Origin of the sequence: Chitinophaga sp. YR627 (assembly GCF_900114995.1) — a bacterium.
Taxonomy (GTDB): Bacteria; Bacteroidota; Bacteroidia; order Chitinophagales; family Chitinophagaceae; genus Chitinophaga.
The window spans coordinates 1,747,095-1,762,354 of the sequence record NZ_FOUX01000001.1 but is presented as its reverse complement, the minus strand read 5'-3'; the positions used below and the strand labels follow the sequence as shown (position 1 = coordinate 1,762,354).

Here is a 15,260-nt window from a genome sequence, read left to right as displayed (position 1 = left end):
GCAGGAATCCGTAGCTGATTTTAGCAGCTATTTAAAAGGATAGTCCTTATTAGCGTATGCCATACGTCAATGTCAGGTAATACATCCCTCCGATGGATGGTCCGCCGAGGAAGGAGTAATAATACTTATTCAACAGGTTACTGGCTCCTAGTTTGGCCTTACAGTTGATCTTGTCAAATAGATAGGTTACCTGTGCATCGACCGTAGAATAAGCGTCCACATCGCCATTTACGAGGAAAGACTGCCAGTAGTAACTGCTCTGCCATTTCCAGGAAATACCGGCGCCTGCATGCTTTAAGATGCGCTCCTTTGCTACGGAAACATTCAGGGTCCAGGAAGGGGTATTAAATCCATCTTCCAGTCCGTCTTCCTTATCCGACATTTTCAGTTTAGCATAGGTCACATTTGCATTGGCGACATAGCCTTTTTCGGTATAAGTCAACCCGAGACTACCACCGTAGTTATTCACTTCTGTCTGTGAATTCGTCCACATACGGTAAGGACTCTGTTTGCTCTTGTTATAGAGTGCATAAGGAATAGAATCGGCTACTGCCGTATTTGGCACATTCATATTCGCCTGTGCGATAAAATTTTTGTACTTATTCAGGTAGGCTTCTGCGTCGATAAAGAATCTGCCGTCATCGAAGATCCCTTTATAGCCTATTTCCATAGATTTCACGTGTTCGGCTTTGATGTAGGTGTAAGGATTTTTCTTCAGCAGACCTTTATTCTTTTCGATCGCCTGATTTTGTGTGAGTCCGGCGGTATTGACGTCATTCAACACGGCTTGCTGGAAAGAAGTAATAGAAGATGCCAGCCAGGCATTTTCAAAGATCCCCTGTGACATAGCCGGCAGACCGCCTACACGTTTCACACCACCGCTATTTACATTAGAATAGGCTTCAAAGATGCTCGGATAGCGGTAGCCGCTCTGGTAAGATGCCCGGAAATGCTGTGTATTTACCGGAGAATAAACAGCGGTAAAGCGAGGCGTGATCATCAGGTCAAAATAGTCATTCTTATCGCCTCTGAGGATAGCGCCCAGTTTCAGATCACCGTCTAACAGTGTTTTGGTAACAGATACAAAACCGCCTGTTTTTGCATAGTGAATATTGGTGTATTCTTTCCCTGCCTTTGGATTGATGAAGTAGTTGCCATCCGGTTCAATGATATAGGTCCGATGATCGCCACCCACCAGGATCTGCAAACCTGCTTTTTCTTTCAGACTGCTCAGCAGGTCCTGGGTAAGGTCTACCTGTCCTTCTGCGTGAATGAAACTGGCTTTTACTTTCAGGGCTGCGCCGATATCCCAGTTATTGATCTGGGCAAGTTGGGTCAGACTATTAGAGAATGCTGCTGTACCAGGTAAGGGACGGCCTGCATCAGCTGCTATCCTACCCTGTCTGTGTGCGTCTGCAACAGTCGCACCTGCGCCGGTGGCAGTATTGAATGCGGTGGTATAGTCAGCATACCATAGGTTGTCCGGTTTGTAGTTACGGTCAATATTCTCCGCCATGGAACGAAGGTTATAGGAATTACCTGTATTTTCTCTGTTCAGATAGACCTTCAGCTGTACGCTGTTGGACTGGAACTGTATACCGTGTTGCTGTACGAGGTAATCTTCCAGACGAAAGCGGTTAGCACGCTGGTATACATTGTCCAGCAGGGCCATATGATAAAGGTATGTTAATGTCATGCCTGGTTTCAGCTGATAATAAATACCCGCATCCGCTTTGATATTACGCAGGTCATAATCTACGACGTCCTTCTCATCATAACCGGTACGCGCTACAACATAATTGCGGCCACCAAGGCTGATCGTTTTTCTGTCCGATGATTCATTCCCATAACTGCTTAATGGGTCCTGTGCAGGGTTGTCTTTGCCCAGCAGACCGGTACTGGCATTCGCCTGACCATTCAGTTCCCGGTGATCATTGGCTACCCAGTCATAACCCTGGTTAAAGGTACCATTGATCTTAAAAGCCAGCTTCGGACTGATCACCTTTGCCCATCTGATACTTGTTTCAGTATAGGCTTTTACGGCGCTGTTAGCGTCACCCAGGTGTGTCAGGGCTGTTTTTTGCTGTATGCTTAGTCCTTCTGAAGTAAAAGGGTTTTTAGTCGAAATATTCGCCAGACCATTCACGGTGTTCATTCCATAGAGTGCGGATGCTACACCAGGTAATATCTCTACGTTGGTAACATCCAGGTCAGAGGGTCCAAGGGCATTGGCGATTGGTCCGCCGATATGCGGAGATGCTACATCCATTCCGTCTACTAATTGCGCAAAACGTACATTGGTAGTATTGGCGAATCCCCGTGCATTTAACACTTTAAAGCCCAGGCTTGGGGTGATCAGCTGTACGCCCTGTAAGTGTTCGAGTGCGTCATAGAAAGAAGGTGCGGCAGACATACGAAAGTATTGTTCACCTGCTTTCTGAATGCTCACGGGAGAACGGAGCAGGCTTTCCCTGGTGCGGGATGCAGATACGGTTACTTCTGATAATATCTTCACAGTAGTGTCTTTCTGTACATAAGACGCATCCTGTGCGTACGCACCTGTACTGACAAAGCCGGAGACGATGATTAGATATTTGGTCATAATAGTTATTTGTTTCGTTGTATCCTTTGGGATATAACGAGCAGGTAAAAAAAGCACATATCGGATGTGCTGTGTGCGAGTTGTTATTTTAAGCGTTGTGTCTCTTCTTCGAGAAATTTGCTGAACCGGACCCTCAGTTCACGATGGTAAGCGATCAGCTGGAGGGCTTCTTCGGAAATCGCAGAACCTCCCCCGTTATCGCCGCCGGTACTGGTAATAACCAGTGGCGTGCCTGCCATACTATTCAGATTGTTAATCAGTTCCCAGGCTTTCTTGTAAGACATCTTCATGCGTTTGGCGGCCTGGTTGATAGAGCCGGTTTCCTGTATGAGTTCCAGTAATTGTACAGGTCCGGGACCAAAGAAACGTTTGCCGTTACCTTCCAGCCATAAACTGCCATTTACTTTTAATACGCCGTTAGAGAGAATGTCTTTGATTGCCTTTTCCATGATTCAGATGCCGGTTGTGCTTTTAGTGCTTATTGTTGCGTGTAGCGATGCTCACTGTCCGGGCTACACATATACCGATGATGGTTATTGTTTATCCGCCGATGGTGATCATACTTCTGTTTTCGATCAGTTCTGCGTGTACGTCTTCCAGTTTACCGGTGAATTGTCCACCGAGTTCTTTTGCTTTACTCAGAATGTTCGTCTGTATGAGTGGCAGTATTTCTTCCTTGTTCCGCAGGGCGGTCAGCAGGTCTGTTTCTCCTTTGGAGAAGAGGCAGTTTTTCAGTTTGCCGTCAGCCGTCAGCCGCATCCTGTTGCAGGTACCACAGAAAGGTTCGGTCATGGTACTGATGACGGAGAATGTACCAGCGTGTCCGGGTACGATGAATCCTTTAGCTGTATCATGCGCACCTCCTTTCAAAGGTAGGAAATCATATTCGGCACTAATGGTGTGCAGGATTTCCTGGAGTGACATGACCTTGTTGCTGGTCCAGCGGTTACCGCTGAAAGGCATGAATTCAATAAAGCGCACGTGTACAGGCGTGTGTTTGGTCCAGGCAATGAAATCATTGATCTCGTTATCGTTCAGGCCTTTCATCATCACTACATTGACTTTCACACGGATGCCCATGTTGAGCAGAAGATCTATATTGTTTTTCACCTGGTGAAAGAGGTCACGGCGGGTGACCAGCATAAATTTATCTGCCTGTAATGTATCGAGACTGATATTCAGGGAACGTATGCCGGCTTCCTGCAGTACATCGGTAAATTCATGCAGTCTTGCGCCGTTGGTGGTCATGGTCAGTTCTACCGGCAGGCGGGAAAGGGAAAGTATGATCTTTGCGGCATCTTTCCTTACCAGCGGCTCACCACCGGTGAGTCTGATCTTACGGACACCATTGGCGGCAAAAATGCCTGCTAAAGTGGCTATTTCGTCGGCCTGCATTAACCGGGAAGCTGGCGTGAAGTCATAGTCTTCTTCCGGCATGCAGTAAAAACACCGCAGGTTACAGTTATCTGTCAGGGAAATCCGCAGGTAATCATGCACACGGTTATACGAATCAATTATCATCAGTTTGCAACTTGCCCTGTTAGTAATCGCTGATAATCTTCAGCGGTATCTATATCCAGCGCGCCTAGGGGAAATGGCACAAGTGCCAGGTCATCGGTAGACTGCTGTAATATCTTTTTAGCGCCCTGCTGTCCTTCGAGAGCGGTCAGTGCGTCAAAATAAGTATTGCTGAAAAGAACGGGAGTGCCGGCTGTATTATCGTATGTGCTGGCGATGATGCCTTTTCCGGCGATCGTCTGCTGATCTATCAGTTGTTGCAGGAGTGCTGCATTCACAAAGGGTTGATCACATACCATAATGATGACGCCTGCAAGACCGGGATGTTTGGCGATGGCTTTCATTCCGGTACTGATGGAAGAGCCCATCCCTTCCGACCATTGTTCATTCTCTATTATTTCGATGGCGAATCCGCACAATTTCTCCAGTATCTGGGGTGCATTTGCACCTGTTACGAGTACAACGGGACTTCCCACTGCGGCTATTGCCTCTTCTGCCATCTGACAGATCAGGGTTTTACCCTTGTACATCAGCAACTGTTTCGGCTGTCCCAGGCGGGAGGAATTACCCGCCCCCAGAATGATTACACCGTATTTTTCCATATCCATACGATTTACAAAGTATGTATCGGCCCGCTTTTATCCCGGAGAGGAATGCCGGTCCTCTCTGAAAGTACGCTTTTTATTTCAGCCGTCACAGACAATGCAATTTCCTCAGCTGTTTCTGCGCCTATGTCCAGGCCCACGGGACCGTGAATCCTGGCCCTGTCTTCTGCACTTACGGTGATGCCTTTGGCCGCCAGTTCATCCAGCATGCGTTCCAGCTTTGTCTTTGGCCCCAGCGTACCGATGTAAGTTACTTCTTTTTGCAGCAGTAATTCCAGCAGTGCGAGGTCATAGTTGTAATTGTGCGTCATCAGCACGAATACCGTTCTTTCATCGATTGTCACTTTATCCAGTACTTCTTTCGCTTTACTGACGATCACCCTGCCGGCTCCTGGGAATCTGGCTGGTGTGGCATAGAGTGGTCTTCCGTCTACCACAGTGGTATGCCAGCCCTGTATGCGGGCTATTTCCACGAGTGGCATAGCGTCGTTTCCGGCGCCGGCGATGATCAGGGAAACAGGCGGTTTCAATAGTTCCACGAACCCATGGAGTACTGGTTTTTCGTCACCGTACTGTTTTACCATCCCCTGTCTGGTGCTGAATACTTCCAGCACGTCGTTCATGATGGTGGTTTTCAGTTCACCGTCTTCCAGGCTGCCTGCGAAGGTATTACCAGAATAGCGCAGACAGGTACCAGGCTGCTCAGCAGCCTGGTTTAACCTGAAAAGCGTTACTAATACGGCGTCCTCGCGTTTCTCCAGCACCTGTTCCAGCAAGCGGATGGCATTATGTGACGCTTCCGGATCAATGGGTTCGAACAGTATATGTACGATCCCGTTGCAACCCAGCTGTACACCGATCTTTGCGTCATCCTCATCCGTTGTATCGTAGGTCACCAGCTTATTCTGCTGCTGGATGATGGCCAGCAATGCCCTTCTTAAGGCATCCCCTTCCAGGCATCCGCCGCTGATAGCGCCGGTCATCTCTCCGTCTTCCGTTACAAGCATTCTTGCTCCCGGACGACGATAAGAAGAACCTTCCACGTGTACAACGGTCGCCAATGCTACCTTTTTTCCCGATTGCCGGGAAGCTTTGTACGCTCGTATGATATCCTCGATTTCCTTCATTCTTTATTTCTCCGGCAGATAAGCACCCTTATCCAGCCATGTTTTGAAATGTTTCACAAATTCTGCGCGGGTCATTGGCAGGTGAGCCAGGCCTTCGGCCGGATTCCATCCGCTACCTACGAGAGAATCTTTGGATACGTGCTCGATAAGGTCTTTGAAGTCCTTGTGACCATTCAGATTTTTATCCAGCATGGTTTGCGCCAGTTCTCTCGGAGATTTACCCTGGAATACCATTTTCATATCAGCAGGTGGCAGGTGCCAGTTCGGATTACCCGGAGGCATATGCAGCCCTGGTGTATTTTGTGGCTGGTGGCAGTTGGAGCATTTCATGGCGTAAAGCCCTTTACCGTCCACACCACGCTGTACATTCATGGTATGTATGTGACTGTCGTCCCCCTGTAATGGTCTGTCTCCGGTTGGGTGACAGTTCATACAGCGCGGGTGCATCAGCACCTTATAAGCCTGCAGAAAGGCCTTTTTAGAGATCACACTGTCCGGCTCTGCGGCTTCCGTTACCGGTGGCGTCACTTTCTCCCCTCCCGGGACCAAATTGAACGCATCCGTACGGAAAGATACTACAACCGAAGAAATTGCCGTTACAGCGAACAGAAGGTAAATAGCCTTCTTTTTATTAAAGTTCTGGTTTTTAGTTGATTGTGCCATAACATCGCTTTACGTGTAAATAATCAGGACGAATGCCTAAGCATGCAGGATCGTCTTATTGAAAGGCAGATCTCTCAGGCGCTTGCCGGTAGCAACGAAGTATGCGTTAGCAATAGCAGGAGCTACAGGAGGTACGCCGGGTTCACCGACACCGCCCATTTTGCCTGTACTGTTCACAATATGCACTTCTATTTCTGCCGGTGTATCAAACATCCTTGATACCACGTAATCGTTAAAGTTGCCTTGTTGTACGCGGCCATTTTCCAGGGTGATTTCACCCAGTAACGCACCGGATACCCCGAAGTTGATACCGCTCTCTATTTGGGCTTTCACACCGTCAGGGTTTACTGCCAGTCCGCAGTCAATAGCACTCACCACTTTATGCACCTTAATAGTACCGTCGTTGTTGAGGGAAATTTCTACCACGTGTGCTACATAGCTCTGGAAGGACTCGTGTACGGCAATGCCTCTGAATCGTCCGGCAGCTACCGGCTTACCCCATCCTGCTTTTTCAGCAGCCAGGTTCAGCGCAGCGAGGTGTCTCGGATGTTCTTTCAGCAGTTCCTGGCGGTATGCCAGCGGGTCTTTACCAGCGGCATGTGCCAGTTCGTCGATGACGGTTTCCATGACCATACCGGTGTGGGTATGACCAACAGAACGCCACCAGAGCACGGGTACTGCATTTTTAGGCGAGTGCAGGGTTACCAGTCTGTCAGGAACCGCTTCCACGTAAGGAGAATCAGCGACCCCTTCTACGGAGGCGGCATCGATACCATCTTTGATCATAGCCGCGAAGAGGGTGCCTTCCATAATGGATTGTCCGACGATGTTATGTTGCCAGGCGATCGGCATACCATTGGCATCCAGCCCAACTTTCACATTGTGTACGAAAGCCGGACGATAGAAACCGCCTTTTACGTCATCTTCGCGTGCCCACACCATTTTCACGAGTGGTTTGCCACTTGCCTTGATGATCTGTGCGGCTTCGATGACGAAATCGGATGCCGGTGTAGCCCTGCGGCCGAAACCACCACCCAGGAATGTGGTATTTACCCTTACCTGTTCGGGCTGGAGTCCGAGTACTTTTGCGGCTGCCACCTGATCCATACCTGGCATTTGTGTACCACACCAGATCTGGCACTGGCCGTTTTTCAGTTCGATGGTCACGTTCAATGGTTCCATCGGCGCGTGTGCCAGATAAGGGAAGCTATATTCCGCTTCGACTGTTTTAGCCGCTTTGGACATCCCTGAGTCTACGTTACCCGCTTTGCTGGCCGGAGCGCCAGGCGTTTGCGCCAGCTTTTTATATGCTGCCAGCATGGCTTTGGAGTCAACCTGTGCACCTGGACCCAGGTCCCAGTCAACTTTCAATGCTGCGCGGCCTTTTTTGGCAACCCAGTAGTTGTCCGCCAGCACAGCCACCCCTGAAGGGATCTGTACGACCTGTTTTACACCGGGAATCGCTTTGGCTTTAGTTGCATCCAGGGATTTTACTTTCGCGCCGAAAACAGGTGCATGTAAAACAACCGCTGTGAGCATGCCAGGGAACTGCACATCCATACCGAATTTTGCAGTACCGTTTATTTTAGCCGGTGTATCGAGGCGTTTAACACCTTTACCGATGTATTTCCAGTCTTTTGCGTCTCTTAGTGGTACGTCAGCCGGAGGCGTTAGTGTGCCCGCTTCAGTGGCCAGTTCGCCGTAAGTGGCGCTTTTACCACCTGCAGTGACTACACCGTTTTCCGTCTTACATTCAGACGGACTTACCCCGAATTTCTTCGCAGCTGCTTCTACCAGCAGCACTCTGGCGGTCGCACCGGCTTTACGGTATCTGTCGAACTCAGAATAGGTCGTGCTGGAACCACCGGTGATCTGAATACCAAACAAGGTGTGGTTATACGGTTTCCATGCGTCCCCGTGTTGTACAACCATCTTAGTGATGTCTACGTCCAGTTCTTCAGCGATCAGCATTGATAAGGTGGTCCAGATACCCTGTCCCATTTCAGCATGGGCGAGGTATACCAGGATCTGGTTATCAGCAGTGATATGCAGATAGGCGTTAGGTGCAAATGCAGCTCCGCTCTGAGGACCCAGCATAGAAGCCGCACCAGCGGCGGCAGCCTTCTTTGCTCCAGGAATGGTAAATGAGATCAGGAGACCGCTACCCAATACGGCGCCGGTTTTCAGGAAATTACGCCTGCTCGTGTTTGTTGTTGTACTCATTTTCCGTTACCTCCTTCCCGCTGCATTTGTGCGGCTAAGTGAATAGCCCTTCTTATACGGGGATAGGTGCCGCAGCGGCAGATATTCCCGGACATTGCGTTGTCAATGTCTTCATCTGTAGGATTCGGATTTTCTCTCAATAATACTGCTGCGGACATGATTTGTCCGGACTGGCAATAACCGCATTGCGGAACATCGATTTCCAGCCATGCTTTTTGCAGGTAATTGGTCGGATCTGCAGAGAGTCCTTCAATTGTAGTGACTTCCTTCCCGACGGCTCTTGACACCAGTGTCACACATGAACGTACTGCTTCTCCATCCAAATGCACGGTACAGGCGCCACATTGCGCCATTCCGCAACCGAACTTGGTACCAGTCAATCCCAGTACATCCCTTAATGCCCATAATAATGGCATGTCAGGGCTGGCGTCCACTGAATACTCTTTCTGGTTGATTTTAAGCTTAACCATAAAGAATTGCTTTTCTGTAAATAATAGATCTAAATAGGTTGACGTGCGGCAGGGGGATTGACAGCGAGTAACCCGCATACGGTGTATAGTACCGCAGGCTTTCTTACGGGTAATCCTTATCAAACTTGACCTTTGCTTCCTGAATCGTTAACGTTTAAAAGCAAATTTAGTTCGAAGAGGCGTTATGAGAATTGTAATATTCAAACAGATAACTATAAATTTCAAAGTTTAGAGAGAGAGGATATGGTTGATAATAGCGTGTTCGTTATGTTTTTAAAGAAATAACGGGTGCTATGATGGTTGTAAAAATCAAACTGAGTGAGGGTGATGGGAGTGCTTGAATAAGGGATAGTTTCGTTTAGGGGAATGGGTGGTTCTCTGCGACGGTTACCATTTAGTTTAATCGTCGCAGAGAATTTAGTACGGATTACGGCTTATCTGGTTGAAAGATTAATCAACACTTTGATAAGTGGTCAAAAATAGAAATAGACGCCGGTATTGCGTTGAAGGGCCTCTTGGAAGAGGTTTTTTATTTGGTTTAGTTTGTCAACGAGTACAGGTTTATTGAATATATCACTATCAAGAACTAATTGAATCTTTTCTTTGTCTGTTATAGCTTCTGATTCATATTCATCAATCAAGGCATCTGCAATAAAATTCAATTCTTGAAAAAAACCTGCCCTGTATAGTTCCATGAACTCAGTTTGGTCCAAGAATACCTCAATCAATTGCTCAGTAGTCGCGGTATCGTAATCTAATGCAACTTCACTGTCTTTGTCCTTAGGAACAGTTATAATTTTTCTCTTGCTCATTTAGCATCTGTGTTTTTAAAGTGAGTAACTTGCTCATATTCAGATTGGTTTCTTCCCATTTGTTTTCCATTAACGATCTTATTGTTCGGAATTCGTCCATTCATATCCAAATAGGTTCTTTTACCTGATAATCTTGTATTCTCGATTCTAAAATAATCACCCAAGTTATCGTACACTACTTGAATCCCACTTTCCTCATTAAGGAAAAATGTTTTTTCTTTAGTTTCACTAATGACACCTTTAGAACCAGGAGCAAACTTTTCAATTGCGTCATTCAAACTAATGCAATCCCACTGATTCTTATACTTAGCCGCCCTACCCGCACCATCCAACTTTCCCGACATCTTCGCACTCCTTTCCACACTCTCTCCCACCTTACCTCCTGTATTCGCTACCTTAGACGTCGCCACAAATTCCTCCGCCGCAAATGCCGCACCTCTTAACTCTAAACCTCCCAAACCAGTAACAGCCGCAAGGGGGTTCTCTCTCAGCTCTTTATAAATCAATTGCGGGGTAGTCGTTCCAGTGGCTATCCGCCCTTTAAAATTCCCTATTCCCTTATTAACCGTGTTCCGGACGACTGTCATATTCTCCCTCCGGTTTTCGGCAGCCATCCGGGATATATTGCCTGCCATTATATTGGCCAGCGCTCCTAATGCTTTAAAGAACCCCTTTATTGGACTCGGCTCATCTCCCAACAGGTCACTATAACGCATCGGGTTATTAAAATTCGAAGCATAAGGTGACCATGCTTCCATCTTTTCAATCTTAGGATCAATCTGTTTCCATCTGCCAGTCTGCGGGTCTAATGTCCTGTAAAATGCATCGTATTCATTCAGATCAAGATCTGTATTCAGTTCGATACCATTATATCGTTTTTTATTTACCGGATATGTACTTTCTTTTAATGCGGAAGAACTGATACCTGCCATGGTAAGCCCGAAGGGATAATAATGGGTCTCCTCTAACAACGGACTACTGATCCGCGTAACTGTCAGATTATCAAAATATACATCCCGCGCACTTTCATTGCTGGTATAAATATAAAGATATCCGCTCTTTTGTATTCGCAGGGAAGGTGATACCAGTGTTTGTAATACATCCGTTGCACGCTGTACCTGTTTTGCTCCTGCATTCTCACTGATCAGATTGAACTGTTCGTCAAATGCTGCAAAGCACAGATAAGCCTTTGGGTTATCCGATAGATTTTCAGCAGGGTCTTTTTCTTTTAGCTGCGTATAAATGCTGCCGTTGATTCCCGCAGATGATGGGATGTTATCCATCACATCAAACTTGTTTTCCTTTCCAATATCTCCACTCAATGCACGTAATAAAGCAGCTGCCATCTCTTCTGCATTTACGCTGCTTTTTGAAGCTCCGGGGTCTTTCAGAAAGGCCCTCACTCCTATCCGGATGCTGTCCCCTGCCATTACGCGCAGTACCAGCGCCGGACCTATCTTTTGTCCGTTTGCTGCATTCAGTCTGGCGACATACGTATTTACATCCGTCGTTTTATCTTCAGGACAGCCAACAGGTTTAGGATTTCGTGTCAGTTCTATGTTACTGAAAAGCGCATTTTCCTTTGCAGCTGTTGCTGTTTCCATTGACGCCTGGTAGATCGTCGTGTCACGCCTGGTACCAAGCAGTATCCGAACGTTCCCCAGATTGTCCTTTATGCAATAGTCGATTGTATATTGAACAGGCTTACCAGGTTGATATATTGGTCTTATACGTCCTTCTTCCTGGTTGATGAACCGTAGGGTGTCCTGTTCATATTGAAAACCATTGATATAATTTGTCACACGAAACAGATGTGGCCTTATGCTTGTGTCAGATACCATTTTTGCCAGCAGATCATGTTGTCCTGCGGCATACAGGTAATGGATGGACGCTTTCCGGTTTTTCGCCAGCAGGATTGCGGGTAATTGCTGATAGTTATACAATACGGTGTCAACGGATTTGTTCTTATCTTTCGAGACATTTCCATTAGGATCATACCAATAGTCCTGTGTTTCCCGGTTATCCTGTTCATGGAAGTCTCCTAATATACTTGTGGGATCGTTTGTTCTGTCTGTGACGTAATTCAACCGGTTACTGTTTGCAAAATAGCCATACTTCAGACTATCAATCGTTCTCACAGCAGTGCCATTCAGCCCCTTCTGATTCATGGACAGTATATTTCCCCCTCCATCGTATGCTAGTCCGGTAACAGAAAAGTCAACTTTGTTATTAGTCCACAGGCCGTTACCGGCTTGCTGTTGCGTGAAGCTTGCATACGTCAGGCGATCTATTCTGTCATAGCCCATGCCGTAGGCACGGGCAATACCATCGGAGCCGCTTTTCCATTTAATACCAGCGATGTTGCCCGTGTAGGCTGTACTGTCAAAACCGTACTCATAACAATATTCCTGTCCGAACCAGTTAGTGGTGGAATTCGGCGTATTTACAAATGCGCCGTTGACAGACTTCAACCACCCTCTTGTATTATACTCATATTGTAATGTTTCCAACTGAGTATTTACGCCTGTAACATCCAGCCTTTTGCTGCGCAGTCTGCCCAATTCATCGTAAGTATTGACAGCGATGGTACGCTCATTCGCTACGTCATCATTGATACGTTTCTTTATTGAATCCAATCTGCCCCTGGCATCATAATCAAACATTGTCAGCACTGTCGTCTGTGGTGTCAGTATACTGCGCGGATTGGTATGTCGTATATAGGTACTGAGGACTTTCCCACTAAAATCATAACGGTTACTGGTAACATCCTTCCCTCCTGCTATGTTATTGGCAATCGTCTGGATGATACGTCCCTTATGATCATAGTAAATGGAAGATGTAATAAACTGCTCTGTCGCTTCTATACGGACCCGCTTGGCAGTTGTCAGGCTTTTAGTCCGAGTACTGGCGGAAGCCGGCAGCGTCTCCGCATATTGGTTAGCCCCTGCGGATAATTTGGTCAGATCGGCAGTGTTATATGCCTGTCTGTCCGGGAAATTGTAATTATCGTAATAAGTATTTGTTAGTATGCGAATCTGAACGGCGCTGAGAAAGGAAAATGGGTCCTGTGCTCCGGGGGATATCAGGTCAATACGTTGTTGTAAAGCAGCTCTGCTCTCAACGAGATTGATCAATCCTGTTTTCTGCTCTCTGTTCAAAGGATCGTACCACAATGCATGCCATTGTCCCATTACTTTCATAATGCCATCCCTGCTGGCCACAAGCCTGTCGCGTTTATCATATATCATCTCCACACTGTCAGCTCCTGGCATCTTTCTGACAATCATACGCGCGCGATTGTCATAACGGTATATAAAACACAATTCACTGGCTACTGTGGTGGAAACAGCCCAATTTCCCCTGATGATGTCTACGGCTTTGGGCGGGATTACAAATCGCAGATTGCCAATGTTGTCGTAAACGTAATAGGTACAAAGCCATCCCACGTGCGCACTTCCAGGATTGGCAGCGAGTTGTGTTTTCGTCAGGATAATATGTTCTTCCAGATCCCGATAGGTCACTGTTTTGACCCCGGCTTCATTGACCGTTACATCTTTATACAGGCTTCCGCTATTATATATACTACCGCTTACTGGTAATACGGTTGTGGATGATAATCGCCAGCATCTCACAGAATCATTGATCGTGTTGATAAGATAGAATTGCTTTATCGGCCGGTTGCCACCCTCTTTTGCCCAGGCATTACCAGGAGACCAGGTCTGCATTTCCCTGTTTAATGGGGCCGCTTCATATAATGTCTGTGCGTAATAAATACTATCGGCACCCGTACCGGGAGATAATCCAATATCCCTGTAAAACTCCTGCTGTGCGTTAAACGGTGTTTGTTTAAACAGTCCGTTTTGTGTCCCATTTTTTTGTGTATAAGGCAGATAACTAAACTGTTCTCTGCCAAAGGCATCGTACACGCAGGGTATGACCAAATCTCTACCTGTCGGACTGGCCTGCTTGTCTACCGTTTGTAATAAACGCCCCAGACCATCGAAATACCTGGTTTCCAGCCTTACTTCTCCCACTGTCCTGGAATTGACAACTACCTGTCCCGGGTCTGTCAACGGCCGGGAAGGTGTCCAGCTGCGTATACTGTTCACCGCAGATAATACATAAGACGGAGGCAAAGGGACTGGTTTGGCAACAGGTATTCTGGTGGCAGCTGGTTTATTTTGCGCCAATAAATGTTGTCTGACTGTTGTCGTCAATATTGCCGTCAGCATCATCAGACGCATGACCCGCGTGATATATGGACAAATAATGGATCTTAACTGCATAGAAAAAGCAGATTGGGAACTAACAATGATTAATAAATAAATTCCAGGAAACCGGATTAACAATATAGGTAATGATATGGTCGTGTCATAAGTACAAAGCAATGGTATAATGAAAACGAAATAACGTAATCTTTTTCAATAAGAAGTTAACGCGAGGTTAATGCAAAAAAAGAGGTGATATTCGATATCACCTCTCCTCTATATGCTTTATTTAGTACCCATATGTGCCTTTCCTGCTGCAATAATATCCTTTCCCTCCAGCACCCGGGTTTTATATCCCTGTAATGTGACCTGCATCATAGCATGGGCCAGTTCTTTCATTGTACAGAAGCCTCCCGGAGCCAGGAATCTTCCAATCGGGAACACCCAGTTTATATACTTATAGAATTTATGTACATATTGCTGTCCGTCCAGCTTTTTGATAAATCCCGGACGAAAAGCATACGCCGCTTTAAAAGGCAATTTCATCAGGTCATTCTCTGTTTTTCCTTTCACTCTGGCCCAGTGCATCCTGCTTTTTTCAGCCGAATCGGTACCACCGCCTGATACATAACAGAACGTCATGTCATGATTGAGTTCACTCAGCACATTTGCCACATGTAAGGTCAGCGTATAGGTGAGCCGGTAATAGGTATCCTGGTCCATGCCGACTGAAGACACTCCCAGACAGAAATAACAGGCATTGTACCCGCTTAACTGCGCGCGGATAGGTGACAAGTCCAGGAAATCCTGGTGGATAATCTCCTTTAATTTGGCGTGCGTCACGCCGCAAGGTTTCCGGTTAATAACCAGGACAGCTGCTACATCAGGGTTTTGCAGACATTCCAGCAACACTCCTTCTCCTACCATTCCCGTAGCACCTGTAATAATGGCTTTTATTTTCATCAGGGGCAAGATAGTATAAATCAGTTAATGATTTGTCAACAGTCAGGTCATCTGGCTGGCTATGACAGG

11 protein-coding genes are annotated in these 15,260 nt (G+C 46.8%); all 11 read right to left on the bottom strand.

The features are described 5' to 3' along the window. Positions 1–49 precede the first annotated feature (49 nt). Entirely contained in the window at positions 50–2,602 is a 2,553-nt protein-coding gene (locus BMZ72_RS06500) for a TonB-dependent receptor (RefSeq protein ID WP_089806390.1), read from the bottom strand. Between the two features lie 83 nt (positions 2,603–2,685). Beyond that, entirely contained in the window at positions 2,686–3,051 is a 366-nt protein-coding gene (locus BMZ72_RS06495; RefSeq protein ID WP_089806388.1) for a winged helix-turn-helix domain-containing protein, read from the bottom strand. A 91-nt stretch (positions 3,052–3,142) separates the two neighbouring features. Continuing rightward, entirely contained in the window at positions 3,143–4,123 is a 981-nt protein-coding gene (moaA, locus tag BMZ72_RS06490; RefSeq protein ID WP_089806386.1) for a GTP 3',8-cyclase MoaA, read from the bottom strand. Next, a complete protein-coding gene (locus tag BMZ72_RS06485; protein ID WP_089807282.1) occupies positions 4,123–4,722 on the bottom strand; it encodes a nucleotidyltransferase family protein in 600 nt (199 codons plus the stop codon). The genes moaA and BMZ72_RS06485 overlap by 1 nt, the downstream gene beginning before the upstream one ends. Before the next feature lie 11 nt (positions 4,723–4,733). Further along, complete coding sequence (locus BMZ72_RS06480; RefSeq protein WP_089806384.1) at positions 4,734–5,852, bottom strand: XdhC family protein; 1,119 nt, start codon at positions 5,850–5,852, stop codon at positions 4,734–4,736. 3 nt (positions 5,853–5,855) lie between these two features. Beyond that, complete coding sequence (locus BMZ72_RS06475; RefSeq protein ID WP_089806382.1) at positions 5,856–6,515, bottom strand: hypothetical protein; 660 nt, start codon at positions 6,513–6,515, stop codon at positions 5,856–5,858. Positions 6,516–6,551: 36 nt separating this feature from the next. Then, complete coding sequence (locus tag BMZ72_RS06470) at positions 6,552–8,738, bottom strand: xanthine dehydrogenase family protein molybdopterin-binding subunit (RefSeq protein WP_089806380.1); 2,187 nt, start codon at positions 8,736–8,738, stop codon at positions 6,552–6,554. Then, on the bottom strand, positions 8,735–9,208 hold the full coding sequence (locus BMZ72_RS06465; RefSeq protein WP_012791771.1) for a (2Fe-2S)-binding protein: 474 nt from the start codon (positions 9,206–9,208) through the stop codon (positions 8,735–8,737). Before BMZ72_RS06465 ends, BMZ72_RS06470 begins: the two co-directional genes overlap by 4 nt. Positions 9,209–9,681: 473 nt before the next feature. Further along, positions 9,682–10,020, bottom strand: coding sequence for a hypothetical protein (locus BMZ72_RS06460; RefSeq protein ID WP_089806378.1), 339 nt, complete (start codon positions 10,018–10,020; stop codon positions 9,682–9,684). Continuing rightward, positions 10,017–14,306 (bottom strand): DUF6443 domain-containing protein, encoded by a 4,290-nt coding sequence (locus tag BMZ72_RS06455; RefSeq protein ID WP_143087624.1) that lies wholly within the window; start codon positions 14,304–14,306, stop codon positions 10,017–10,019. Before BMZ72_RS06455 ends, BMZ72_RS06460 begins: the two co-directional genes overlap by 4 nt. A 207-nt stretch (positions 14,307–14,513) precedes the next feature. Then, a complete protein-coding gene (locus BMZ72_RS06450; protein ID WP_089806373.1) occupies positions 14,514–15,191 on the bottom strand; it encodes an NAD-dependent epimerase/dehydratase family protein in 678 nt (225 codons plus the stop codon). Positions 15,192–15,260 lie beyond the last annotated feature (69 nt).

Excerpts from the sequence above, each read along its gene's own strand:
- BMZ72_RS06455 (WP_143087624.1), bottom strand. The coding sequence starts at position 14,306 with ATGCAGTTAAGATCCATTATTTGTCCATATATCACGCGGGTCATGCGT.
- BMZ72_RS06460 (WP_089806378.1), bottom strand. The coding sequence starts at position 10,020 with ATGAGCAAGAGAAAAATTATAACTGTTCCTAAGGACAAAGACAGTGAA.
- moaA (WP_089806386.1), bottom strand. The coding sequence starts at position 4,123 with ATGATAATTGATTCGTATAACCGTGTGCATGATTACCTGCGGATTTCC.
- BMZ72_RS06500 (WP_089806390.1), bottom strand. The coding sequence starts at position 2,602 with ATGACCAAATATCTAATCATCGTCTCCGGCTTTGTCAGTACAGGTGCG.
- BMZ72_RS06465 (WP_012791771.1), bottom strand. The coding sequence starts at position 9,208 with ATGGTTAAGCTTAAAATCAACCAGAAAGAGTATTCAGTGGACGCCAGC.
- BMZ72_RS06470 (WP_089806380.1), bottom strand. The coding sequence starts at position 8,738 with ATGAGTACAACAACAAACACGAGCAGGCGTAATTTCCTGAAAACCGGC.
- BMZ72_RS06475 (WP_089806382.1), bottom strand. The coding sequence starts at position 6,515 with ATGGCACAATCAACTAAAAACCAGAACTTTAATAAAAAGAAGGCTATT.
- BMZ72_RS06450 (WP_089806373.1), bottom strand. The coding sequence starts at position 15,191 with ATGAAAATAAAAGCCATTATTACAGGTGCTACGGGAATGGTAGGAGAA.
- BMZ72_RS06495 (WP_089806388.1), bottom strand. The coding sequence starts at position 3,051 with ATGGAAAAGGCAATCAAAGACATTCTCTCTAACGGCGTATTAAAAGTA.
- BMZ72_RS06485 (WP_089807282.1), bottom strand. The coding sequence starts at position 4,722 with ATGGAAAAATACGGTGTAATCATTCTGGGGGCGGGTAATTCCTCCCGC.
- BMZ72_RS06480 (WP_089806384.1), bottom strand. The coding sequence starts at position 5,852 with ATGAAGGAAATCGAGGATATCATACGAGCGTACAAAGCTTCCCGGCAA.